The sequence below is a fragment of the Pseudomonas sp. GW101-3H06 genome (genome assembly GCF_059424605.1).
This window is the reverse complement of the sequence record NZ_JBWKZO010000001.1, coordinates 3,433,406-3,453,533: the sequence shown is the minus strand read 5'-3', so window position 1 is coordinate 3,453,533 and position 20,128 is coordinate 3,433,406. Positions and strand designations below refer to the sequence as shown.

20 protein-coding genes are annotated in these 20,128 nt (G+C 61.0%); 10 read left to right on the top strand and 10 right to left on the bottom strand.

From position 1 onward, the window contains the following. Positions 1-2 precede the first annotated feature (2 nt). Positions 3-1,301, top strand: a complete 1,299-nt coding sequence (locus AC07ZE_RS15705; protein ID WP_207265621.1) for an ATP-binding protein — start codon at positions 3-5, stop codon at positions 1,299-1,301. Between the two features lie 109 nt (positions 1,302-1,410). Next, positions 1,411-1,683, top strand: a complete 273-nt coding sequence (locus AC07ZE_RS15700; RefSeq protein ID WP_207265620.1) for a hypothetical protein — start codon at positions 1,411-1,413, stop codon at positions 1,681-1,683. A 52-nt stretch (positions 1,684-1,735) separates the two neighbouring features. Here the strand turns inward: AC07ZE_RS15700 and AC07ZE_RS15695 are convergent, their stop codons facing one another. The 3 genes from AC07ZE_RS15695 to AC07ZE_RS15685 form a co-directional block, all read right to left on the bottom strand. Beyond that, positions 1,736-2,497: an anti-sigma factor family protein gene (locus AC07ZE_RS15695; RefSeq protein ID WP_207265619.1), complete on the bottom strand. Its 762-nt coding sequence runs from the start codon at positions 2,495-2,497 to the stop codon at positions 1,736-1,738. Further along, the gene (locus AC07ZE_RS15690) at positions 2,494-2,979 is read right to left on the bottom strand and encodes an RNA polymerase sigma factor (RefSeq protein ID WP_259332029.1); all 486 of its coding nucleotides are present in this window, start codon (positions 2,977-2,979) and stop codon (positions 2,494-2,496) included. The genes AC07ZE_RS15695 and AC07ZE_RS15690 overlap by 4 nt, the downstream gene beginning before the upstream one ends. A 66-nt stretch (positions 2,980-3,045) precedes the next feature. Continuing rightward, entirely contained in the window at positions 3,046-3,579 is a 534-nt protein-coding gene (locus AC07ZE_RS15685; protein ID WP_207265618.1) for a tetratricopeptide repeat protein, read from the bottom strand. A gap of 344 nt (positions 3,580-3,923) precedes the next feature. Here AC07ZE_RS15685 and AC07ZE_RS15680 point away from each other — a divergent pair, with 344 nt between their 5' ends. Beyond that, positions 3,924-4,736 carry a crotonase/enoyl-CoA hydratase family protein gene (locus AC07ZE_RS15680; RefSeq protein ID WP_207265617.1) on the top strand — a complete coding sequence of 271 codons (813 nt, stop codon included), beginning with the start codon at positions 3,924-3,926 and terminating at the stop codon, positions 4,734-4,736. 7 nt (positions 4,737-4,743) lie between these two features. Beyond that, complete coding sequence (nudC, locus tag AC07ZE_RS15675; RefSeq protein ID WP_137806277.1) at positions 4,744-5,574, top strand: NAD(+) diphosphatase; 831 nt, start codon at positions 4,744-4,746, stop codon at positions 5,572-5,574. On the opposite strand, the gene AC07ZE_RS15670 is transcribed toward nudC, so the two are convergent. The 3 genes from AC07ZE_RS15670 to AC07ZE_RS15660 all read right to left on the bottom strand — a co-directional run bounded on the left by AC07ZE_RS15670 (position 5,542) and on the right by AC07ZE_RS15660 (position 7,655). Beyond that, positions 5,542-6,321: a TSUP family transporter gene (locus AC07ZE_RS15670; RefSeq protein WP_207265616.1), complete on the bottom strand. Its 780-nt coding sequence runs from the start codon at positions 6,319-6,321 to the stop codon at positions 5,542-5,544. The genes nudC and AC07ZE_RS15670 overlap by 33 nt on opposite strands. Positions 6,322-6,558: 237 nt before the next feature. Beyond that, the gene (locus AC07ZE_RS15665) at positions 6,559-7,035 is read right to left on the bottom strand and encodes a nuclear transport factor 2 family protein (protein WP_207265615.1); all 477 of its coding nucleotides are present in this window, start codon (positions 7,033-7,035) and stop codon (positions 6,559-6,561) included. A 56-nt stretch (positions 7,036-7,091) separates the two neighbouring features. Next, complete coding sequence (locus AC07ZE_RS15660; RefSeq protein ID WP_207265614.1) at positions 7,092-7,655, bottom strand: TetR/AcrR family transcriptional regulator; 564 nt, start codon at positions 7,653-7,655, stop codon at positions 7,092-7,094. Between the two features lie 215 nt (positions 7,656-7,870). Between AC07ZE_RS15660 and pssA the strand changes: the two genes are divergently transcribed. Continuing rightward, the gene (pssA, locus tag AC07ZE_RS15655) at positions 7,871-9,214 is read left to right on the top strand and encodes a CDP-diacylglycerol--serine O-phosphatidyltransferase (RefSeq protein WP_207265613.1); all 1,344 of its coding nucleotides are present in this window, start codon (positions 7,871-7,873) and stop codon (positions 9,212-9,214) included. A gap of 106 nt (positions 9,215-9,320) precedes the next feature. Here the strand turns inward: pssA and efeO (AC07ZE_RS15650) are convergent, their stop codons facing one another. From efeO (AC07ZE_RS15650) to efeU, 4 genes are all read right to left on the bottom strand, one after another. Next, on the bottom strand, positions 9,321-10,145 hold the full coding sequence (gene efeO / locus AC07ZE_RS15650) for an iron uptake system protein EfeO (protein WP_207265612.1): 825 nt from the start codon (positions 10,143-10,145) through the stop codon (positions 9,321-9,323). 18 nt (positions 10,146-10,163) lie between these two features. Beyond that, a complete protein-coding gene (gene efeB / locus AC07ZE_RS15645) occupies positions 10,164-11,462 on the bottom strand; it encodes an iron uptake transporter deferrochelatase/peroxidase subunit (protein WP_207265611.1) in 1,299 nt (432 codons plus the stop codon). Between the two features lie 18 nt (positions 11,463-11,480). Beyond that, positions 11,481-12,680, bottom strand: coding sequence for an iron uptake system protein EfeO (gene efeO, locus AC07ZE_RS15640; protein ID WP_207265610.1), 1,200 nt, complete (start codon positions 12,678-12,680; stop codon positions 11,481-11,483). A 96-nt stretch (positions 12,681-12,776) separates the two neighbouring features. Further along, on the bottom strand, positions 12,777-13,634 hold the full coding sequence (gene efeU, locus AC07ZE_RS15635; RefSeq protein WP_207265609.1) for an iron uptake transporter permease EfeU: 858 nt from the start codon (positions 13,632-13,634) through the stop codon (positions 12,777-12,779). Between the two features lie 308 nt (positions 13,635-13,942). Here efeU and AC07ZE_RS15630 point away from each other — a divergent pair, with 308 nt between their 5' ends. The 5 genes from AC07ZE_RS15630 to AC07ZE_RS15610 all read left to right on the top strand — a co-directional run bounded on the left by AC07ZE_RS15630 (position 13,943) and on the right by AC07ZE_RS15610 (position 20,119). Continuing rightward, entirely contained in the window at positions 13,943-14,959 is a 1,017-nt protein-coding gene (locus AC07ZE_RS15630) for an AraC family transcriptional regulator (RefSeq protein ID WP_207265608.1), read from the top strand. A 250-nt stretch (positions 14,960-15,209) separates the two neighbouring features. Continuing rightward, positions 15,210-16,874 (top strand): AMP-binding protein, encoded by a 1,665-nt coding sequence (locus AC07ZE_RS15625; RefSeq protein WP_207265607.1) that lies wholly within the window; start codon positions 15,210-15,212, stop codon positions 16,872-16,874. A gap of 16 nt (positions 16,875-16,890) precedes the next feature. Then, positions 16,891-17,652, top strand: coding sequence for an SDR family NAD(P)-dependent oxidoreductase (locus AC07ZE_RS15620; protein WP_207265606.1), 762 nt, complete (start codon positions 16,891-16,893; stop codon positions 17,650-17,652). A 12-nt stretch (positions 17,653-17,664) separates the two neighbouring features. After that, positions 17,665-18,858, top strand: a complete 1,194-nt coding sequence (locus AC07ZE_RS15615) for an acetyl-CoA C-acyltransferase (protein WP_207265605.1) — start codon at positions 17,665-17,667, stop codon at positions 18,856-18,858. Between the two features lie 133 nt (positions 18,859-18,991). Beyond that, on the top strand, positions 18,992-20,119 hold the full coding sequence (locus tag AC07ZE_RS15610) for an acyl-CoA dehydrogenase family protein (protein WP_207265604.1): 1,128 nt from the start codon (positions 18,992-18,994) through the stop codon (positions 20,117-20,119). Positions 20,120-20,128: the final 9 nt, after the last annotated feature.

The window sequence follows — 20,128 nt, the reverse complement described above, 5'->3', positions numbered from 1 at the left end:
TCATGTTCAGACTCCTGTTCCGCCTGTACCTGGTGACGATCATTTCGTACAGCGCAGCGATCTATCTGGTGCCGGACCTGGTGATCAAGGTGTTCCAGGAGCGTTTTCTCACCTACAACCTCGATTACTCCCGAGGGCTGCAAACCCTCATCGTCAAACAGTTCAAGGCGGTACCGACCGAAGAGTGGCCAGCGTTGGCGGCGGAAATGGACAAGGAGTTCCATCCACTGCACATCGTGCTCAGCGCCAATGACGATCCTGATTTGTCCCTGGATGAGCAGGCACGATTGCAGCGTGGCGAGAACGTCGTGCGCATCGGTGACTGGGGCTGGCGTACCCTGGCGGTGGCGCCATTGGACGAGCACACCGTGGTGCAAATGGTGGTGCCGCCGGATCCGATGGACGTCAGCCTGTTGTACTGGAGCATCAACGTGCTGATCGGCGCAACCATGCTCGCGTGCCTGCTGCTGTGGCTGCGTCCGCACTGGCGCGATCTGGAACGACTCAAGGGCACCGCTGAACGCTTCGGCAAAGGCCAGTTGAGTGAGCGCACGCAGATTCCCACCCATTCCAACATCGGTAGCCTGGCCCGCGTCTTCGACACCATGGCCGGTGATATCGAAAACCTGCTGAACCAGCAGCGCGATCTGCTCAACGCGGTGTCCCACGAATTGCGCACACCCTTGACCCGCCTGGATTTCGGCCTGGCCCTGGCCCTGTCCGACGACCTGCCGGCCACCAGTCGTGAGCGCCTGCAAGGGTTGGTGGATCACATTCGCGAGCTCGATGAATTGGTGCTGGAGCTGCTGTCCTACAGTCGCCTGCAAAACCCGGCGCGGGTGCCGGAACAGGTCGAAGTGGCGCTGGACGAATTCATCGACAGCATCCTGGGCAGCGTCGACGATGAGCAATCACCGGACATCGTCATCGACGTGCTGCTGCACGGCCAGCTCGAACGTTTCACCCTCGACCCGCGCCTGACCGCCCGCGCCTTGCAAAACCTCTTGCGCAACGCCATGCGCTACTGCGAAAAACGCATCCAGGTCGGCGTGCAGGTATGCCCCAAAGGCTGCGAAATCTGGGTGGACGATGATGGCATCGGTATTCCGGATGACGAGCGCGAGCGGATTTTCGAACCGTTCTACCGCCTCGACCGCAGCCGCGACCGCGCCACCGGCGGCTTTGGCCTGGGGCTGGCGATCAGTCGCCGGGCGCTGGAAGCTCAGGGCGGGACCTTGACCGTCGAAGCCTCGCCGTTGGGCGGGGCGCGGTTCAGATTGTGGTTGCCGACGCGGGTTTGACACCACATGAACTGTCAAACCTGACAGTAGTCACCTTTGCCATTTAGGCGTTTCATGGTCCCTGTGCAGTCAGGCTGTCGCACCAGGCACTGATGACTGGAGGGTGGAGATGGATGCGCCAACAACAAGAATTGGCAAAGGGACGATCAACGCGATCAGGTTAGTCTGGGTCGATACCCTGTGGACGAAGTTCGCCATGGTCATGCCGGATGACGGTTGTTCCAGGCTGGCGGTCAGGATCGGCCCCAATCTCACGCCGGAGGGACAGGATCATTTTCTGGTGGGCGACAAGGTGAAATACACGTTGGTGCTGGACTCTTCAGGGCAATTTCCGAAGGCGCAGGATCTTGTGAAGTCTGGAGCTGGCAGCAGGTCTGTCTGATCGCCGGCGATTCTGCGGCGAGGGAGCGAGCTCCCTCGCTACAAAGGGCTCATCACGCACTTAAGCGGGTGCGCAACGCCTTGGCCATGCCCTCCAGCTCTGCCATCGGGTTGCGCCCGATCAACATCCACGCATGTTCCTTGTCAGCCCAGTAAACGATGTTCATCTCATGCCGGCGTTCCTGGGCGAAGTCCCGGCTGCCGCTGTTGGAACGGGTGATGCACAGCGCCATCGGTCCATGGATCGGATCGAGGAAGTTGATCTGGGCGATGGGGACGCCGTCGTATTCGAGGATTTGCGCGCGTTTGAATTCGGCGCGGGGCAAGGTCAACTGCGTGGGCGCGAGGTGCAAGCCCAGGCGCTTGTCAATGGTGCGCAGTTGCAGGCGTTGGGCGGCTTCGTCGTTGGGCAAATGTTCAAGGGTCTGCGGCACATAAAGCACCATGTAGTCCGCCACCAATTGGCGCCAGCTACTATTTTCCTGGCTCGCTTGCCAGCCCAGAAACAGTCGGTCCGCCAGCACGCCACTCACGACCAACCCGGCCGCGGCCGCCAGGAACCAGCGGCGATTGAGTGCCGGACGGGCCGGCGAGGGCAGGGTGTCGAGCATGGCTTGCAGGCGATCCACTGGCGCCTGGTGCCCCAATTCATCGTAGGCTGCCTTGAACGGCAGACTGCTGCGGTTGAGCCATTGCAGGCGCAGGCCGAGCATCGGGTCTTCGGCCATGGCCGCGTCGATGCGCCGGCGCTGTTGGGCGTCGAGTTGGTCGTCCAGGTAAGCCACCAGTTGCTCATCCGGGATTGGCGCGTTCATCGACGTTCTCCGGTGGAAGGGTTGGACACGGACTGCAACGGCGGGTATTCAGCGAGTTTGCCCCGGGCGGCGGCCAGGCGACTCATGACGGTGCCGATGGGCACTTGCAGCACGTCGGCGACTTCGCGGTAGGACAAGCCTTCGACATAGGCCAGGAACACCGTTTCGCGCTGGGCTTCAGGCAGCGCATCCACACGGCGGATGACTTGCGCCGCCATGACATGGGTTTGCGCCACGTATTCACCGTCGAACGACAACACCTCATCACCCTCTATTGTGCCTTGGCCGTGACGCACCCGCCGCGCACGCACCTCATTGAGCCAGATCGAATGCAGAATGCTCATCAGCCAACGGTCCATGCGCGTGCCCGACTCAAATTGCCCGGCCCGTTCCAGCGCCCGCACGCAGGTGGCTTGCACCAGGTCTTCGGCGACGTGCCGCTGTCGGGACAGCAGCAGACCGTAGCGCCACAAACGCGCCAGGTGCTGGCCCAGTTCTGTCCGTATTGCCTGATCGCTGGCGATAACGGCCTCCGTTATTTCGGGATATCAGGTTTTCGATGAGTCGTTGATGGCTTCGGCCAGGTCCTGGTATTCCTCGCAGGTGGTGTTGCCGCAGATCGATTTGATTGTCTGCAACTGTTCCCGGGCGAGATTCAGTTGACCCTTGATGACGTAGGCTTCGCCGAGATACTCGCGGACCTTTGCGTAGTGCGGGTCGAGCTTGACCGATTGCAGGTAAAAGCCGATGCCTTCATCGGTGCGCCCCAGTTTACGCGTAGCGTAGCCGCGATAGTTCAAGGCCTTGGCGGTGTCGGGTTCCTTGAGCGTGTCGAGCAATGCCAGCGCTTCTTCGTAACGTCCGTCCTTGGCCAGTTGATACGCGTAATCGGTACGGTCCGCATCGGACACCCGGTTGCTGGTCTGCTTGACGCATTTGTGCGACTTGGTGTCGTAGACCTGATCTCTGGGGCACTGGGGTTTGGCCGGGGTGTCTTCTTCGCCGTTGGCCCAGGCGGGCGAGCCGGGCAGGACAGTCGCCAATGCCAGCGCAACGGTGAATATCGAATAACGGCTAATCATGGAAAATGCTCCACGGGTGTCAGGGTTGGGACATCGAACCGACCGAAAAAGTCGAGAGCCGGTGACCCTCTGAACTTGAACACTACAGCGTGAACAATTATTCATTTTTTTGTGGCGTTCTGTGCAAGCAAAGCTCAAATCGGTGTTGCGGCCATTCGCGAGCAGGCTCGCTCCCACAGTGGAATGCATTTCAAATGTGGGCGCGAGCCTGCTCGCGAAGAGGGCCGCCCAGACACCCCATGGCCAAAAGCAGTCCCGCTTTTGGCCGAACCGCTGCCTTACTGCCCACCTCCATGCCTTGTTATAGTCGGGTCTCTTTTTTGCCCGCTAAAAGGATCACCGGCATGTCTCAATACACCGCGTTCACCGTCGAACTGGTCGATAAAATCGCTCATGTGCAGATCAATCGCCCGGAAAAGATCAACTCGATGAACGCTGCGTTCTGGAGCGAAATCGTCGAGATCTTCCAGTGGATCGACGACACCGACGAAGTGCGCGTGGTGGTCCTCAGCGGCGCCGGCAAACACTTTTCCTCGGGCATCGATCTGATGATGCTGGCTGGCGTAGCCAATGAACTGGGCAAGGATGTCGGGCGTAATGCGCGTCTGCTGCGGCGCAAGATCCTCACCCTGCAGGCGTCGTTCAACGCCGTCGACAACTGCCGCAAACCGGTGCTCGCGGCCATCCAGGGTTACTGCCTGGGCGGTGCCATCGACCTGATCGCCGCGTGCGACATGCGTTACGCCGCCGAAGATGCGCAGTTCTCGATCAAGGAAATCGACATCGGCATGGCCGCCGACGTCGGCACGCTGCAACGCTTGCCGCGAATCATTGGTGACGGCATGCTGCGTGAACTGGCTTACACTGGTCGCTCGTTCGGCGCCGACGAAGCGCGTGGCATGGGCCTGGTCAATCGCGTCTACAGCGACACCGCCAGCCTGCTCGACGGTGTCATGGGCATTGCCCGCGAGATTGCGGGCAAGTCACCGATTGCCGTCACCGGCACCAAGGAGATGATCAGCTACATGCGCGACCATCGCATCGATGATGGCCTCGAATACGTCGCTACCTGGAACGCCGCCATGCTGCAATCCACCGACTTGCGTGTGGCCATGGCCGCCCATATGAGCAAACAGAAACCCGAATTTCTGGATTGATTGAAAAATGACTTCACGCTGGACCACTGCAGTTCTGGACACCGATCAACCTGGCGGCTGGGCCGTGGCGCGTAGCCCCGAAGGCTTCCTGTTCGATGACAACGGCGCGTTGTTCCCCCGTGAATGGCTCAAGCGCCAGGACCTGTCGATACTCGCCGAACACGGTATCGGTCATCTGGATGGCGAGCCGGTGTACCTGCTGGAGTTGCGCAGTCACAGCGACGTGTCGGGCTGCAACTGGAAAGGCCTGCGGGCTTTCATGCTCGAAGGCGATCACACGGTCTACAAGGTGCTCGGTTACGCGGCGCAGATCGGTACCTGGGCCCGCGAGCATCGTTTTTGCGGCAACTGCGGTCAGGCCATGACCCAGGTGCCGCGCGAACGGGCAATGTACTGTCAGCCGTGCGATCTGCGCAGCTACCCGCGGATTTCGCCGAGCATGATCGTGCTGGTGACCCGTGGCGATGAAGTGCTGCTGGCACGCTCGCCGCGGTTCGTCACCGGGGTCTACAGCACGTTGGCGGGGTTTGCCGAGCCGGGCGAATCGGCCGAGGACTGCCTGATTCGCGAAGTTCGCGAAGAAGTGCGGATCGAAGTGAAGAACATCCAGTACATGGGCAGCCAGTGCTGGCCGTTCCCGCACTCGATGATGCTCGGCTTCCATGCCGAGTACGCCGGGGGCGAAATCGTCTGCCAGGAGGACGAGATCGAAGACGCCCAGTGGTTCAACGTTCATGCGTTGCCGCCGTTGCCGGCGTCACGCTCGATTGCCCGCTACCTGATCGACGTCTACGTGGCGCGGCGTTTAGGCCACGCTGAACCAGTGTTGCCAGGCTAGCCGCACGGTCAGCCCCAGCACCACGGTGATGAACACCGGACGAATGAATTTCGCGCCGCCGCTGATGGCGGTGCGAGCGCCGAAGAAGGCGCCGACCATCACCGACAGGCCCATGCACAGGCCGATGATCCAGTCCACCTGCCCGGAAAACACGAACACCGACAGCGCCGCGATGTTGCTGACGAAGTTCATGCTGCGCGCCACGCCGCTGGCCTTGACCAGATCGATCGGGTACATCAGCAGGCTGCTGACGGTCCAGAACGCACCGGTGCCGGGACCGGCCACGCCATCGTAGAAACCGAGGCTGAAGCCCTGGGTCGATTGCCACTTTTTCTTGATCGGTGCGTCGCTGTCCAGCGGTGCTTTTGGCGTGCCGCCAAACAGCAGGTAGAGGCCGCAGGCGAAGACGATCACCGGGAGCATTTTGTTCAGCCACTCCGCCGGCAGGTAATGCGCGACCACGGCACCGGTCAGGGCGCCGACCAGGGTGCCGACGATGGCGTGCATCCACTGCCGGGGATGAAACAGCTTGCGACGGTAAAAGGTGAAACTGGCGGTGGCCGAGCCGAAGGTCGAACTCAGCTTGTTGGTGCCCAGCACCAGGTGCGGTGGCAGGCCGGCGGTGAGCAAGGCCGGGGTGGTCAACAGGCCGCCGCCGCCGGCAATGGCGTCGATGAATCCGGCAATGAAAGCGACGAGGGCCAGAATGGCCAGGGTGGTGAGGTCAACGCTGAGTTCGAAAGGCATGGAATCGGCTTAATCGGCAGGGGTGCAGCAAAGGGGCTGCGGGGGAGGGCCGATATCTTACCCATATCCCGCCTTTGCGGCGACCTGTCTGGCCTCTTCGCGCGCAGGCTCGCAGTTGAAAGGCGTTCCCCCTTGTGAGAGCGAGCCTGCTCGCGAAAGCGGTGCATCAGTCAACATGGATGTTGAATCTGACGGCGCCTTCGCGAGCAGGCTCGCACACATTTGGACAGTGTGAAATTAGAGGCCGAGATCCGACAGCCCCGGATGATCGTCAGGACGCCGCCCCAGTGGCCAGTGGAACTTGCGCTCGCTTTCCTTGATCGGCATGTCGTTGATGCAGGCAAAGCGGTTGGCCATCAAGCCATGCTCGTTGAACTCCCAGTTTTCGTTGCCATAGGAACGGAACCAGTTGCCCGAATCGTCGTGCCACTCATAGGCATAACGCACGGCGATGCGATTGTCGGTGAACGCCCAGAGTTCCTTGATCAAGCGATAGTCGTGTTCCTTGGCCCATTTGCGGGTCAGGAAACCCTTGGCTTCTTCTCGGTTGTAGGCGAACTCGGCGCGATTACGCCATTTGGTGTCCAGGGTATAGGCCAACGACACGCGCTCCGGGTCGCGAGAGTTCCAGCCATCTTCGGCCAGGCGAACTTTTTCGATGGCCGATTCACGGGTGAAGGGCGGCAATGGCGGACGAACTTCGGCATTAGACATTTCAGGACTCCGTAGAAAAGTAAAGTTAAAGCACGTTGTCGGGCTTGTTTAAGTTATTACAGGTCCAATAACTTTCGCGCCATGCATTGCGCATTATCGGCGGCACTGTGATCACCCATTACAAGCGCCACGGTTATGGCACCGTCAATCAGGATCAGCAGCTGTTTGGCCAGCAGCTGCGGATCTTCGGCGCCATGTTCGGTACACAGCTCGTGCAAGTAGCCGAGCAGATTCTGTTTGTGGTCCTTCGCGACCAGGCGAACCGGGTCTTGCGGATCGCCGGTTTCGCCGCTGGTGTTGATAAACGCGCAACCGCGGAAGCCTTCGGAGACGAACCAGGACTTGAGCACGGTAAACAGGTTGAGCAGACGGTCGGCCGGCGTTTCAGCCTGGTCGACTGCACTTCTGTACCAGTGCATCCAGCGTTGGTCCCGACGTTGCAAGGCCGCGACGGTGAGCTCCTCCTTGTTGGCGAAGTAGCGGTAGATGCTTTTTCTGGAGACGCCGGCGGTTTTCACCAGAAGATCCATGCCCGTGGCGGCAATGCCACTTTTGTAGATCAACTTTTCGGTGACATCCAGAATGATGTCGCGTGTGTCGCTGTTAGTAATATCGTTCATGTGGCTAACAGTAGAACGATCGTTCTCCTTGGTCAAATTATTTTTTGTTGTCAGATGGATTGACATCGCCAGCAGGCTGGCTCCCACAGGTGGACGCGTTCAAACTGTGGGAGCCAGCCTGCTGGCGATGGGGTCATTACAGACAGTAACAAGACCCAAGCCGATCCATGGTGTAAGCTCTCGAACTCTCTGGATTCGACCCGATTGCGAGCCCTATGCCGTTGCTTTTCAAACGCTCCCTGCTGCCAAAACTGCGCAGTTTTCCGCTGACCGCCGATGCCGTCACCATCCTCTCTGGCGCTGCCGAGTTCCGTCGTTGCCTGCTGGAAAAAATCGCCAGCGCCACACAGCGCATCTATATCGTTGCGCTGTACCTGCAACAGGATGAGGCCGGCCAGGACATTCTCGATGCCTTGCACGCCGCCAAACTCAAGCGTCCGCAACTGGACGTGGTGGTGGTCGTCGACTGGCTGCGCGCCCAGCGCGGTTTGATTGGTGCCGGCAAGCAACCGGGCAATTCGGCCTGGTATCAGGAAATGACCCGGACCCACGCAAGCGAAGTTCCGATCTATGGCGTGCCGGTGCAGACCCGCGAACTGTTCGGCGTATTGCACCTGAAGGGCTTCGTCATCGATGACTGCGTGATCTACAGCGGCGCGAGCCTGAACAACGTCTACCTGCACAAGTTCGACAAATACCGTTACGACCGTTACCACCTGCTGCACAACCGCGCCCTGGCCGACTCGATGCAGCATCTGGTTCAGCATGGCCTGGTGGCTTCCAAAGCCGTGCATCGTCTCGATCTGCCGAACCTGCCGACCACCCGCAGCCTGCGCAACGACATCGGCGACCTGCGCAGCCGGCTCAAGCACGCCGCGTACGACACCACCGAGGGCACCACGGATAAGGGCAGCCTGACGGTGAGCCCGTTATTGGGCGTGGGCAAGAACAACCCGCTGAGCCGGGTGATTTGCGAACTGATCGCCAGCACCCAGCATCAACTGACCATCTGCACGCCGTACTTCAACCTGCCGCTGGCCGTGACCCGGGAAATCAACCGGGCACTGGCCCGTGGCGTGAAGATCGACATCGTGGTCGGCGACAAGACCGCCAACGACTTCTACATTCCGCCGAGCGAGCCGTTCAAGGTGATCGCGGCGCTGCCGTACCTCTACGAAATCAGCCTGCGCCGTTTCGCCAAGCGCCATCAGCGCAACATCGACAGCGGTCAGTTGAACCTGCACCTGTGGAAGGATGGCGATAACACGTACCACCTTAAAGGCATGTGGGTGGACAAGCGTTACACCTTGCTGACCGGCAACAACCTCAACCCGCGGGCGTTCCGCCTCGATCTGGAAAACGCCTTGTTGCTCGATGACCCGAAAGGCGAGTTGCTTGAGTCCCGCCGCAAGGAGTTGAAAGAGATCTTCCAGCACACGACGCGCATCGAGCGTTATCAGGACCTGGAAACATTGCCGGAGTACCCGGCGGGGGTGGCCAAGTTTCTCAAGCGTGTGAGTCGGGTGCGGATCGAGCGGTTGCTCTACCGCATTCTGTAAAAAGCATTCGCGAGCAGGCTCGCTCCCACAGGCGTTATTTGTCGAACACAAATCCACTCTGGGAGCGAGCCTGCTCGCGAAGAGGCCCGCTCAGGCACTACAAGAATCAGTTCAAACCCAGCTTGCCGCGCAACATCGACAAATCCTCAGCCAGTGTATTCACGGGCCCGACCAGCGCCTTGCGGTCGTTCTCCCTCACCTTGTCATAGGTTTCAAAACCGCCACCCTGGGTCTTGTACTTGGCCAGAATGGTATTCACCGTGGCGAAGTTCTTGTCGACTTTGGCGACGAATGCCGCGTCCTGTTTCTCGATCTGCGGACGGAACAGGTCGACGATTTTCTTGGCCCCGTCGATGTTGCCCTGGAAATCGTACAGGTCGGTGTGGCTGTAGCGATCTTCCTCGCCGGAGATCTTGGTGGCGACCACTTCTTCCAGCAGCGCAGCGGCGCCGCCGACGACTTTTTCCGGCGGGAAGGTCAGGCCGGCGACGCGGGTTTGCAGGTCTTTGACGTCGTTGTTCAGGCCATCCGCCAGTTCACCCAGGCCCCGGGTGCTGTTTTGCGAGAACAGCGAGTATTCGATGCGGTGGAATCCGGTGAAGTCTACAGCGTTTATGCCTTTTTCGTGGTCATCGACCCGGGAGTCGATGGACGCATCCAGGTCACTGAACAACTCGGCAATCGGCTCGATGGACTCGTAGTAAACCCGGGTCGGTGCATAGAGTTTTTTCGCGGTCGCCAGGTCGCCTTTTTTCACCGCGTCGGTGAACTGTCGGGTGTGGCTGGCCAGCTCATCCAGTTGTTCGGTGACGTAGATCTTGTAGTCGGAAATCGGCTGCACCAGCTCCAGCGGCGCCGTCGCAGCGACAGCCGAAAGCGGGGTGTTGAGCAAGCCCAGGGTCAGCAGTATCGCAAGTGGCGACTTTTTCATGGGACTATCCGTTGGCGTTTATGCAGTGGTTTTTGTGGATGTGGCGTTGAGCAGCGAGCGACCGATGAAGTCCTGATCGCCGGTGACTCCGGGCAAAGTGAAGAAGTACCCACCGCCGACCGGCTTGAGGTATTCCTCCAGCGGTTCGCCGTTGAGCCCCGTTTGCACGGTGATGAAGCCCTTCTCCAGATCGGCCTGGTAGCAGATGAACAGCAGGCCCATGTCCAACTGACCGTTCTTGTTCACGCCGTTGGAGTAATTGAACGGTCGGCGCAGGATCAGGTTGGCCTGGGTGGCGGCGGTGCGCGGGTTGGCCAGGCGGATGTGGGCATCGAGTCTGGTCAGCTTGCCTTCGGGGTCTTTGGTGTAGTCCGGTACTTCGGTTTCATGGCTGCCGCCGATGGGCGCGCCGCTGCTTTTGACCCGGCCGAGAATGCTTTCCTGTTCCTGCAAGGGCGTGCGGTCCCAGCGCTCGACGAAGTTGCGGATGATCCGCACCGCCTGATAGCTGCCGTGGGCCGCCCAGGCCGGTTCGTCACTGCCGGGCAGGACCCAGACGATGCTGTCCATGGCCTTGCCATCGTTGGAGTCGGGGTTGGCCGAACCGTCGCGAAAACCGAGGAAATTGCGTGCACTCTGTGCGGGCACGCCGGGTTTGGCCGGGGCCTGGGGCGGTACGCTGCCTTCCTGTTTCCAGCGCACCAGCAGCAGGTCCGGGAGGTTTTTCACGATGTCGCGCAGGGCGTGGATGTTGGTGTCGGCGGTGTTGGCGCAGAACTGCAGGCTCAGGTCACCGTGGCAGCAATCGGCTTGCAGCGCATCGTTGGGGAAACCGACCATGCGGACAAGGCGCTTGGGCTTGGCATCGCCCAGACCGAAACGCTCGTCGAACAAGGATTCGCCCACTGACACGGTGATGGTCAGGTTGTCCGGCGTGACCACCGGCCCGAGAATCCCGGAATCCACCGGCGGCAGCTTCGGGTCGATCTGAGCGACCGGGCCGCCCTTCATCAACAACGCGATGCGTTCGTTGAGGGTGCGGAACAGGCGCTCCAGATCTTCACGGTCGCTGGCCAGCACATCGAATGCCACCAGCATGCCCGACTCCGGTCGCGGGGTGACGATGCCGCTCTGGTGTTTGCCGTGGAAATCATGGCGGTCTTCGGTGCGCTCACTGCTGGGGGCTTCGGTCACTTGCGCGGGGCTGGCGGCCATGGCCGGGCAGCTCAGGGCTGAACCCGCGAGGGCGACACCGGCGGCGCCCATGCCCATCAATATCCGGCGACGCTGGAGGTTGAACTGCTCTGAATCGTTCATCTGAAAGTCGTCTTCTGCTTACAGGCCGCTAAGGCCGAGGGCGGGATCAATAGCGTCGAGTGCAGCGGCCAATGCTTTGGCCTTGTCGGCAATCTGCTGGCGCTGGTCGGCGCTGACGCTGTCGTAGCTGGCGTAACCGTCGTTGACCTTGAAACCATTGAGTTCGGACTCGAATGCGACAAGGGCACCGTCGATGTTGGGCAGCAGGTCGGCGGCGGATTTAGTCAGCAACGGGCGCAGCAGCTCGACGACTTTGCGCGCAGCGTCGAAGTTGCCGACAAAGCCGTTCAGGTCGCTGTGGCTGTAGCGTTCTTCTTCACCGCTGCCGGCACGGACGTCGGCGAGGCTGTTGAGGTTGCGCACCACGGTGCTCACCAGTTGTTCCGGCGGCAACGACTGGGCCAGCAGCTGTTGCTTGAGGGTCGTGACATCGGTGAGCAGGCGCCGGGCGACCGGTGTCAGCCCGTCGAGGTTGCGTTGCTGGAACAGCGCGTATTCGAGGCGATGGAAACCGGTGAACGCCGGATCCTGTTCGCGTTTTTCAAAGTAATCGGCACGAGCGTTGATCCCGTTGTCCAGCTCCGCCAGGCGCTGGGCGGCCGGGGCAAGCCGCTGGTAAGCAGCGCGGGCAGGAGTGTACAAGGCTTGAGCCTGACTCAAATCGCCGGCTTCGATGGCTTGATTCAGTGCGGTAACGGCCTTGATCAGCGCCGTGCCCTGGTTGCTGAGATACACGCGAAATTCCGACAACGGCCCGACAAACGCCACCATCGACGGTTTGGCCTTGGCCGCCGCGTCGGAAGCGGCTGTCGGCGTAACGTGCAAGGTGCCGCGCGGGTTGCTCAGCAGGCCACAGGTGATCGCGTAATCGCCGGGCAACAGATTGGCGTTGATCACCTGGCTCAGGCCAGGCGCGATGTTTTCCCGTTCTTCGACCACCAGCACGCCATCGAGGATCTCCCATTCAACAGCCCGATCCGAGCGGTTGACGATGCGGAAACTGGCGCGACCGGCCGCAACGGTCAAGGCAGCGGGCTCGCAACGGTGCGGGTCAATGGTCACCAACACTTCATCATGGTTGGCCTGGCGCTTGGCCGCGGCCATTTTCGAGGCGTAGTAGAACAGGCCGGCGGCGGCGATCATCACGATCACCGAACCGGCCACCGCCCAGCGCAGGGCGCGGGGAGGGGGAGCCTGGTTTGGGGCTGGAGTTGGCATGGTTGCTCTTACTGATTGGAAACTCAAAAGTGACTGACCCTGTGGGAGCGAGCCTGCTCGCGAAAAAACCACCGCTGGTAATCTGGCGTTTACGCGTTATCGATGACGACCTTCGCGAGCGGGCTCGCCCCCACAAGCGTTGTTGTTTGGCACAGGGGCGGGGAGAAAGAACATCAGCAGCGCCATCACCAGGTAAATCAGATAAGCGCCGAGGGTGCTGACGGTCGGGGCATCCTGGTAGCCGAACATCCCGGCCAGTACCGCGCCCAGCGGGCCGTCCATCGGTAGCGTCGCGCTGAGGTCGAAGAGCACGGTTTGCAGGTGATTCCACACGCCGGCTTCATGCAGCGCTTGTACGGAATTGGCAAGGATCCCGGCGGCCACCACGAGAATGAACAGCCCGGTCCAGCGCAAGAACGCGCCGAGGTTCAGGCGCAGGCTGCCGCTGTAGATCAGGAAGCCGACGAGGATTGCCAGGATCAGGCCGAGCAGGGCGCCGATCGGGGCTGCCGGACCTTCGCTTTGCTGGAACACCGCGAGCAGGAAAAATACGGTTTCCAGGCCTTCCCGGGCCACGGCGAAAAACACCATGGCGATCAGTGCGGTCACCTGATGCCTGGAACCGGTCAGCGCCTGATCAAGAGAAGCGTGCAATGAATGCTTGATCGAACGCGCCACTTTGCGCATCCAGAACACCATCGAACTCAAGATACCGACGGCCACCAGCCCAACCACGCCTTCAAACAGTTCCTGTTGTTTCTGCGGAAACTCGGCGCTGACCAGTTCCAGGCCACCACCGACCAGCAGGGCCAGGGCGGCGGCGAGAAATACCCCGATCCACACGGCGGGCATCCACTGGCCGCGACCTGTCTGTTTCAGGTAGCTGGCGATGATGCCGACGATCAAGGCGGCCTCAATGCCTTCGCGCAACATGATCAAAAAGGGAACGAACATTCAGCACCGTTTCAGCATTAGATAGGGTGCTGATTTGTAACATAATGACACTCATTACCAAATGGCAGTGATTGACATTTACCTGAACCTAAGCTGAACAACCTTCAAGGTCAGCTGTATCCCTGTGGGAGCGAGCCTGCTCGCGAAGGCGCAGTGTCAGTCCCCCCCCCTTTTATCGAATCCAAAATCCTCTTCGCGAGCAGGCTCGGTCCCACAGGGATTTGCTTGGCCACAGGGATCTGCGGTGAGCTGGCGGTTTCAGCTAATATGCCCAACCACTCAAACAAGAACAGGGCACATCTCGCTCAATGTCGGAAAAAGACACCATTTCCATTCAACTGGTGCGTGAAGCGCTGTTGCAGAGTTGCGCCCCGGGCGCCGCCACCGAAGAGGCGTTGAACAAGGTCGGCATCGATCCTGTCCTGCTGCAAAACGGCACTGCCAGGGTGCCGGCGACCGCCTATGCGCGACTGTGGCGTTTGCTGGCGCGACGGGGCGACGATGAGTTTTTCGGCATGGACCCGCGCAAGCTCAAGTCCGGCAGCCTTGAGTTTCTCTGTCGTTGCGCCATGGTGCAGCCGAGCCTGGCGGCGGGGCTCACCAGTGGCCTGGGTTTTCTGTCGCTGATGCTCGAACGCATGCCTGCCGAACTGGTGCGTCAGCAAAGCCTGGCGGAAATCGTGTTGCTCGAAGACGACCACGAACCGCGTCGGGCCTTTACCTACTTCACCTACTGGATGATCGTGCACGGCGTGGCCTGCTGGCTGGCGGGACGTCGGATCCCGATTCTGGCCATCGAGTTGCGTTGCCCACAGCCGGATTTCTGCGACGACTATCAAGTGATGTTTTCCGAGAACCTGCGTTTCGATCGGCCACGTACACGGATGATTTTCTCTGCCGATTGCCTGGATCTGCCGATCAAGCGCAGCGCTGAAGAACTCCGGCGTTTCCTGGCCCATGCGCCGGCCAACATCCTGGTGAAGTATCGCGATCCACAGAGCCTGGCCAGCCGGATCAAACACGATTTGCGACAGCTGCCCGCCGAACAATGGCCGGAAACCGAAGCGCTGGCGCAACGCCTGTGCATGTCGGCCTCGACCCTGCGCCGGCGCCTGGCCGAGGAAGGCCAGACTTATCAAGGGCTCAAGGACAGTGTGCGCAAGGAGCTGGCCATCGTCTGGCTGGCGGAGCCGAGCATCAGCTTCAGCGAAATCGCCACCCGGCTGGGGTTTGCCGATGCGAGTTCGTTCTACAAGGCGTTTCGCAAGTGGTCGGGCTCCAACCCGGGGCATTACCGCAGTTTGATCCTCAACGAAGCCTCTTGATCCGGATTATGTATTGATGCCGCCGGCCCCTTCGCGAGCAGGCTCGCTCCCACAGGGGAATACATTTCATTTGTGGGAGCGAGCCTGCTCGCGAAGAGGTCCTGTCAGGCGCCGCATCCCTTGAACCTTGGCCAAACCAGTCAAGCAACTTGATAACTTTGACCATTGCCCCAACCCCCGCACAGAGCGAGTATTTCCCTGTTGATTACGGTTCCCCCAACCTAATAAAAAACACAGAGGGATTCTGGCAATGCGCGATTACTTGTCTGCTGTTTCACAGTTCAATTATCAGCACACCGTCGACGCCGCACTCGCAGGCGATCTGACCGCCCTCAACGCCTGTGTCGAGTGTTGTGACCGACATGCCTTGCCGGGACGCATCGCGCTGTTCTGGGAAGGCCGCGATGGCGCCAGCGCGACGTACACCTTCAGCGACCTGCAGGACAAGGCCGCGCGTTTCGCCAATTTCCTCTTGAGTCAGGGTGTGAGGCAGGGCGATAAGGTCGCGGGCCTGCTGCCACGTAACATCGAGTTGCTCATCACCGTGTTCGCCACCTGGCGCATCGGCGCGGTCTATCAGCCACTGTTCACCGCCTTCGGCCCGAAAGCCATCGAACATCGCCTCGGCAGCTCCGGCGCCAAAGTGGTGGTGACCGACGCGGTCAACCGCTCGAAACTCGCCGAAGTCGCCGATTGCCCGACCATCGTTACCGTCGCCGGCCCCAAGGGGCAGGGCATTGTGCAGGGCGATTACAGCTTCTGGGCCGAACTGGCCAACTATTCCAACGTTTGTGAACCGGTAATGCTCACCGGTGAAGACCCGTTCCTGTTGATGTTCACTTCGGGCACCACCGGCCCGTCGAAAGCGCTGTCGGTGCCGCTCAAGGCCATCGTCGCGTTCGAGAGCTATACCCGCGACGCCGTGGATCTGCGCCCGCAAGACGCGTTCTGGAACGTCGCCGATCCGGGCTGGGCCTATGGCATCTATTTCGGTGTCACCGGACCGTTGGCCATGGGGCACCCGATCACCTTCTACGATGGCCCGTTCACCCTCGAAAGCACGTGCCGGGTGATCAACAAATACGGAATAACCAACCTCACCGGTTCGCCCACCGCATACCGCCTGTTGATTGCCGGCGGCGACGAGTTCGCCAGGTCGATCAAAGGCAAGCTGCGCATCGTCAGCAGCGCCGGTGAACCGCTGAACCCGGAAGTGATCCGCTGGTTCGCCGACAACCTCGGCGTGGTGATTCATGACCACTACGGCCAGACAGAGCTGGGTATGGTCCTGTGCAACCACCATGGCCTGCAACACCCGATTCATCTGGGCGCCGCCGGTTTTGCCTCGCCCGGCCACCGCATCGTGGTGCTGGACGATGAATACAAGGAACTGGGTGTCGGCCAGCCGGGCATCCTGGCCATCGACCGTACCCAGTCGCCGATGTGCTGGTTCGCCGGTTACCAAGGCGCACCGACCAAGGCCTTTGTCGGCAACTATTACCTGAGCGGCGATACCGTCGAATGGAACCCGGACGGCAGCATCAGCTTCGTCGGTCGCAGCGATGACGTGATCACCACCTCCGGCTACCGCGTCGGCCCGTTCGATGTGGAAAGTGCCTTGATCGAACACCCGGCAGTGGTGGAAGCGGCAGTGGTCGGCAAGCCTGATCCGGAGCGCACCGAACTGGTCAAAGCCTTCGTCGTGCTCAGCGCGCAATACCGCGCTGCGCCGGAACTGGCCGAAGAACTGCGCCAGCACGTGCGCAAGCGCCTGGCCGCGCACTCGTACCCCCGTGAAATCGAATTTGTCAGCGAGTTGCCGAAAACCCCAAGCGGCAAATTGCAGCGCTTTATCTTGCGCAACCAGGAAATCGCCAAGGCTCAAGAGGCCGCGGCGAAGAACGTTTCAGCTTGAACCCAAGGAAACAATGATGCAGATCGAAAACAAGGTTTTTCTCGTCACCGGCGGTGCTTCCGGCCTGGGCGCGGCCACCGCTGAAATGCTGGTCGGCGCCGGCGCCAAAGTGATGCTGGTGGACATGAACGCCGAAGCGGTCGCGGCGCAGGCCCAGCGTTTGGGCGCGCAAAGCGTGGTGGCGGACATCAGCGACGAAGCGGCGGCCGAAGCGGCGGTGCAGGCGACGGTCAAGGCCTTTGGTGGTCTCAATGGCCTGGTCAACTGCGCGGGCATCGTGCGCGGCGAGAAGATCCTCGGCAAGAACGGTCCGCACGCCCTGGCCAGCTTCAGCCAGGTGATCAACGTCAACCTGATCGGCAGTTTCAACATGCTGCGCCTGGCGTCGGCGGCGATTGCCGAGACCGAAGCGGACGCCGATGGCGAGCGCGGTGTCATCATCAACACCGCGTCGGCGGCGGCGTACGACGGCCAGATCGGCCAGGCGGCTTACGCGGCTTCCAAAGGCGCCATTGTCAGCCTGACCTTACCCGCCGCCCGAGAGCTGGCGCGTTTCGGCATCCGCGTGATGACCATCGCCCCGGGCATTTTCGAAACACCGATGATGGCCGGCATGACCCCGGAAGTCCGCGACTCCCTGGCGGCCGGCGTGCCATTCCCGCCGCGCCTGGGCAAACCGGCCGAGTATGCGCAGCTGGTCAGGCATATCATTGAAAACAGCATGCTCAATGGCGAGGTGATCCGTCTCGACGGTGCCTTGCGCATGGCGGCCAAATAAGGAGGATTTGTCATGACTATCGCAAATGATCCAATCGTTATCGTCAGCGCCGTGCGCACCCCGATGGGGGGTTTTCAGGGCGAACTCAAAAGCCTGACTGCACCGCAACTCGGTGCCGCCGCGATCAAGGCCGCTGTCGAGCGCGCCGGTGTGGCACCGGATGCGGTCGATGAAGTGCTGTTCGGTTGCGTGTTGCCCGCCGGTCTGGGCCAGGCTCCCGCACGCCAGGCGGCGCTGGGTGCAGGCCTGGACAAGTCGACACGCTGCACCACCGTGAACAAGATGTGCGGCTCTGGCATGGAAACTGCCATCCTGGCCCACGACATGCTGTTGGCTGGCAGCGCCGATGTGGTGATTGCCGGCGGCATGGAAAGCATGTCCAACGCGCCCTACCTGCTGGATCGCGCCCGCAGCGGTTACCGCATGGGCCACGGCCGGGTGCTCGATTCAATGTTCCTCGATGGCCTGGAAGACGCCTACGATAAAGGCCGCCTGATGGGCACCTTTGCCGAAGACTGCGCGCAAACCAACGACTTCAGCCGCGAAGCCCAGGACGCGTTTGCCATTGCTTCGACCACCCGTGCGCAGCAGGCGATCAAGGATGGCAGCTTCAAGGACGAGATCGTGCCGTTGACCGTCACCGTCGGTAAGGAGCAAGTGGTGATCAGCAACGACGAGCAGCCACCGAAAGCCAAACTGGACAAGATCGCCTCATTGAAACCGGCGTTCCGCGAAGGCGGCACCGTGACGGCGGCGAACTCCAGTTCGATTTCCGACGGCGCGGCGGCACTGGTGCTGATGCGCCGTTCCGAAGCTGACAAGCGGGGTCTCAAGCCACTGGCGGTGATTCATGGCCACGCGGCGTTCGCCGATACCCCGGGCCTGTTCCCGGTGGCACCGATTGGCGCGATCAAGAAGCTGATGAAGAAAACCGGCTGGTCGCTGGATCAGGTGGACCTGGTTGAAGTCAACGAAGCCTTCGCCGTGGTCGGCATGGCCGCGATGAGCCACCTGGAGATCCCTCACGAGAAGCTCAACGTGCACGGCGGCGCTTGTGCCCTGGGCCACCCGATCGGTGCGTCCGGCGCGCGGATTCTGGTGACCTTGCTCTCGGCCCTGCGCCAGAAAGGCTTGAAGCGTGGCGTGGCGGCGATCTGTATTGGCGGTGGTGAAGCGACGGCGATGGCGGTCGAGTGCCTGTACTGAAACTGATGCAGGCCCATGTGGGAGCGAGCCTGCTCGCGAAGAGACCATGTCAGTCAACATTGATGTTGAATGACACACCGCTTTCGCGAGCAGGCTCGCTCCCACAGGTTAAATTGTATTAAGGCTCAAATTTATGATCCCCAATGACGAACAACTTCAGATCAGCGACGCGGCCCGGCAGTTTGCCCAGGAGCGGCTGAAACCCTTCGCCGCCGAATGGGACCGCGAACATCGCTTCCCCAAGGAAGCCATCGGCGAGATGGCCGAGCTGGGCTTCTTCGGCATGTTGGTACCGGAGCAGTGGGGCGGTTGCGACACCGGTTACCTGGCCTACGCCATGGCCCTGGAAGAAATCGCCGCCGGCGACGGTGCCTGCTCGACCATCATGAGCGTGCACAACTCGGTCGGTTGCGTGCCGATTCTCAACTACGGCAACGACGACCAGAAAGAGCGCTTCCTCAAGCCACTGGCCAGCGGCGAGATGCTCGGCGCATTCGCCTTGACCGAGCCCCAGGCCGGCTCCGACGCCAGCGGCCTGAAAACCCGTGCGCGCCTGGAAGGCGATCACTACGTACTCAACGGCTGCAAACAGTTCATCACCTCAGGGCAGAACGCCGGGGTGGTGATAGTGTTCGCCGTCACTGACCCGAGTGCCGGCAAACGCGGGATCACGGCACTGATCGTGCCGACCGATTCGCCGGGCTACAAAGTCGCCCGGGTCGAAGACAAACTCGGCCAGCATGCGTCCGACACTTGCCAGATTCTGTTTGAAGACGTGAAAGTCCCGGTGGCCAACCGACTGGGCGAAGAAGGCGAGGGCTACAAGATCGCCCTGGCCAACCTCGAAGGCGGGCGTGTCGGCATCGCTTCGCAATCGGTGGGCATGGCCCGCGCCGCCTTCGAAGCGGCCCGCGACTACGCCCGTGAACGCGAGAGCTTCGGCAAGCCGATCATCGAGCATCAGGCCGTGGCGTTCCGCCTGGCGAACATGGCCACCCAAATTGCGGTGGCCCGGCAAATGGTCCACTACGCAGCAGCGTTGAGGGACAGCGGCAAACCGGCTTTGGTCGAAGCGTCGATGGCCAAGCTGTTCGCCTCGGAAATGGCCGAAAAGGTCTGTTCCTCTGCGTTGCAAACCCTCGGTGGCTACGGTTACCTGAACGACTTCCCGCTGGAGCGGATCTACCGCGATGTGCGGGTCTGCCAGATCTACGAAGGCACCAGCGATATTCAGCGCATGGTCATTTCGCGCAATCTTTGAGAAGGAAAA

Bases quoted from the DNA above. Each gene is read 5' to 3' on its own strand.
- efeU (WP_207265609.1), bottom strand. From the start codon at position 13,634: ATGTTCGTTCCCTTTTTGATCATGTTGCGCGAAGGCATTGAGGCCGCC.
- AC07ZE_RS15670 (WP_207265616.1), bottom strand. From the start codon at position 6,321: ATGCCTTTCGAACTCAGCGTTGACCTCACCACCCTGGCCATTCTGGCC.
- AC07ZE_RS15630 (WP_207265608.1), top strand. From the start codon at position 13,943: ATGTCGGAAAAAGACACCATTTCCATTCAACTGGTGCGTGAAGCGCTG.
- efeO (WP_207265612.1), bottom strand. From the start codon at position 10,145: ATGAAAAAGTCGCCACTTGCGATACTGCTGACCCTGGGCTTGCTCAAC.
- AC07ZE_RS15610 (WP_207265604.1), top strand. From the start codon at position 18,992: ATGATCCCCAATGACGAACAACTTCAGATCAGCGACGCGGCCCGGCAG.
- efeB (WP_207265611.1), bottom strand. From the start codon at position 11,462: ATGAACGATTCAGAGCAGTTCAACCTCCAGCGTCGCCGGATATTGATG.
- AC07ZE_RS15685 (WP_207265618.1), bottom strand. From the start codon at position 3,579: ATGATTAGCCGTTATTCGATATTCACCGTTGCGCTGGCATTGGCGACT.
- nudC (WP_137806277.1), top strand. From the start codon at position 4,744: ATGACTTCACGCTGGACCACTGCAGTTCTGGACACCGATCAACCTGGC.
- AC07ZE_RS15680 (WP_207265617.1), top strand. From the start codon at position 3,924: ATGTCTCAATACACCGCGTTCACCGTCGAACTGGTCGATAAAATCGCT.
- AC07ZE_RS15660 (WP_207265614.1), bottom strand. From the start codon at position 7,655: ATGAACGATATTACTAACAGCGACACACGCGACATCATTCTGGATGTC.
- AC07ZE_RS15705 (WP_207265621.1), top strand. From the start codon at position 3: ATGTTCAGACTCCTGTTCCGCCTGTACCTGGTGACGATCATTTCGTAC.
- AC07ZE_RS15695 (WP_207265619.1), bottom strand. From the start codon at position 2,497: ATGAACGCGCCAATCCCGGATGAGCAACTGGTGGCTTACCTGGACGAC.
- AC07ZE_RS15615 (WP_207265605.1), top strand. From the start codon at position 17,665: ATGACTATCGCAAATGATCCAATCGTTATCGTCAGCGCCGTGCGCACC.
- AC07ZE_RS15625 (WP_207265607.1), top strand. From the start codon at position 15,210: ATGCGCGATTACTTGTCTGCTGTTTCACAGTTCAATTATCAGCACACC.
- AC07ZE_RS15700 (WP_207265620.1), top strand. From the start codon at position 1,411: ATGGATGCGCCAACAACAAGAATTGGCAAAGGGACGATCAACGCGATC.
- AC07ZE_RS15620 (WP_207265606.1), top strand. From the start codon at position 16,891: ATGCAGATCGAAAACAAGGTTTTTCTCGTCACCGGCGGTGCTTCCGGC.
- AC07ZE_RS15665 (WP_207265615.1), bottom strand. From the start codon at position 7,035: ATGTCTAATGCCGAAGTTCGTCCGCCATTGCCGCCCTTCACCCGTGAA.
- pssA (WP_207265613.1), top strand. From the start codon at position 7,871: ATGCCGTTGCTTTTCAAACGCTCCCTGCTGCCAAAACTGCGCAGTTTT.
- efeO (WP_207265610.1), bottom strand. From the start codon at position 12,680: ATGCCAACTCCAGCCCCAAACCAGGCTCCCCCTCCCCGCGCCCTGCGC.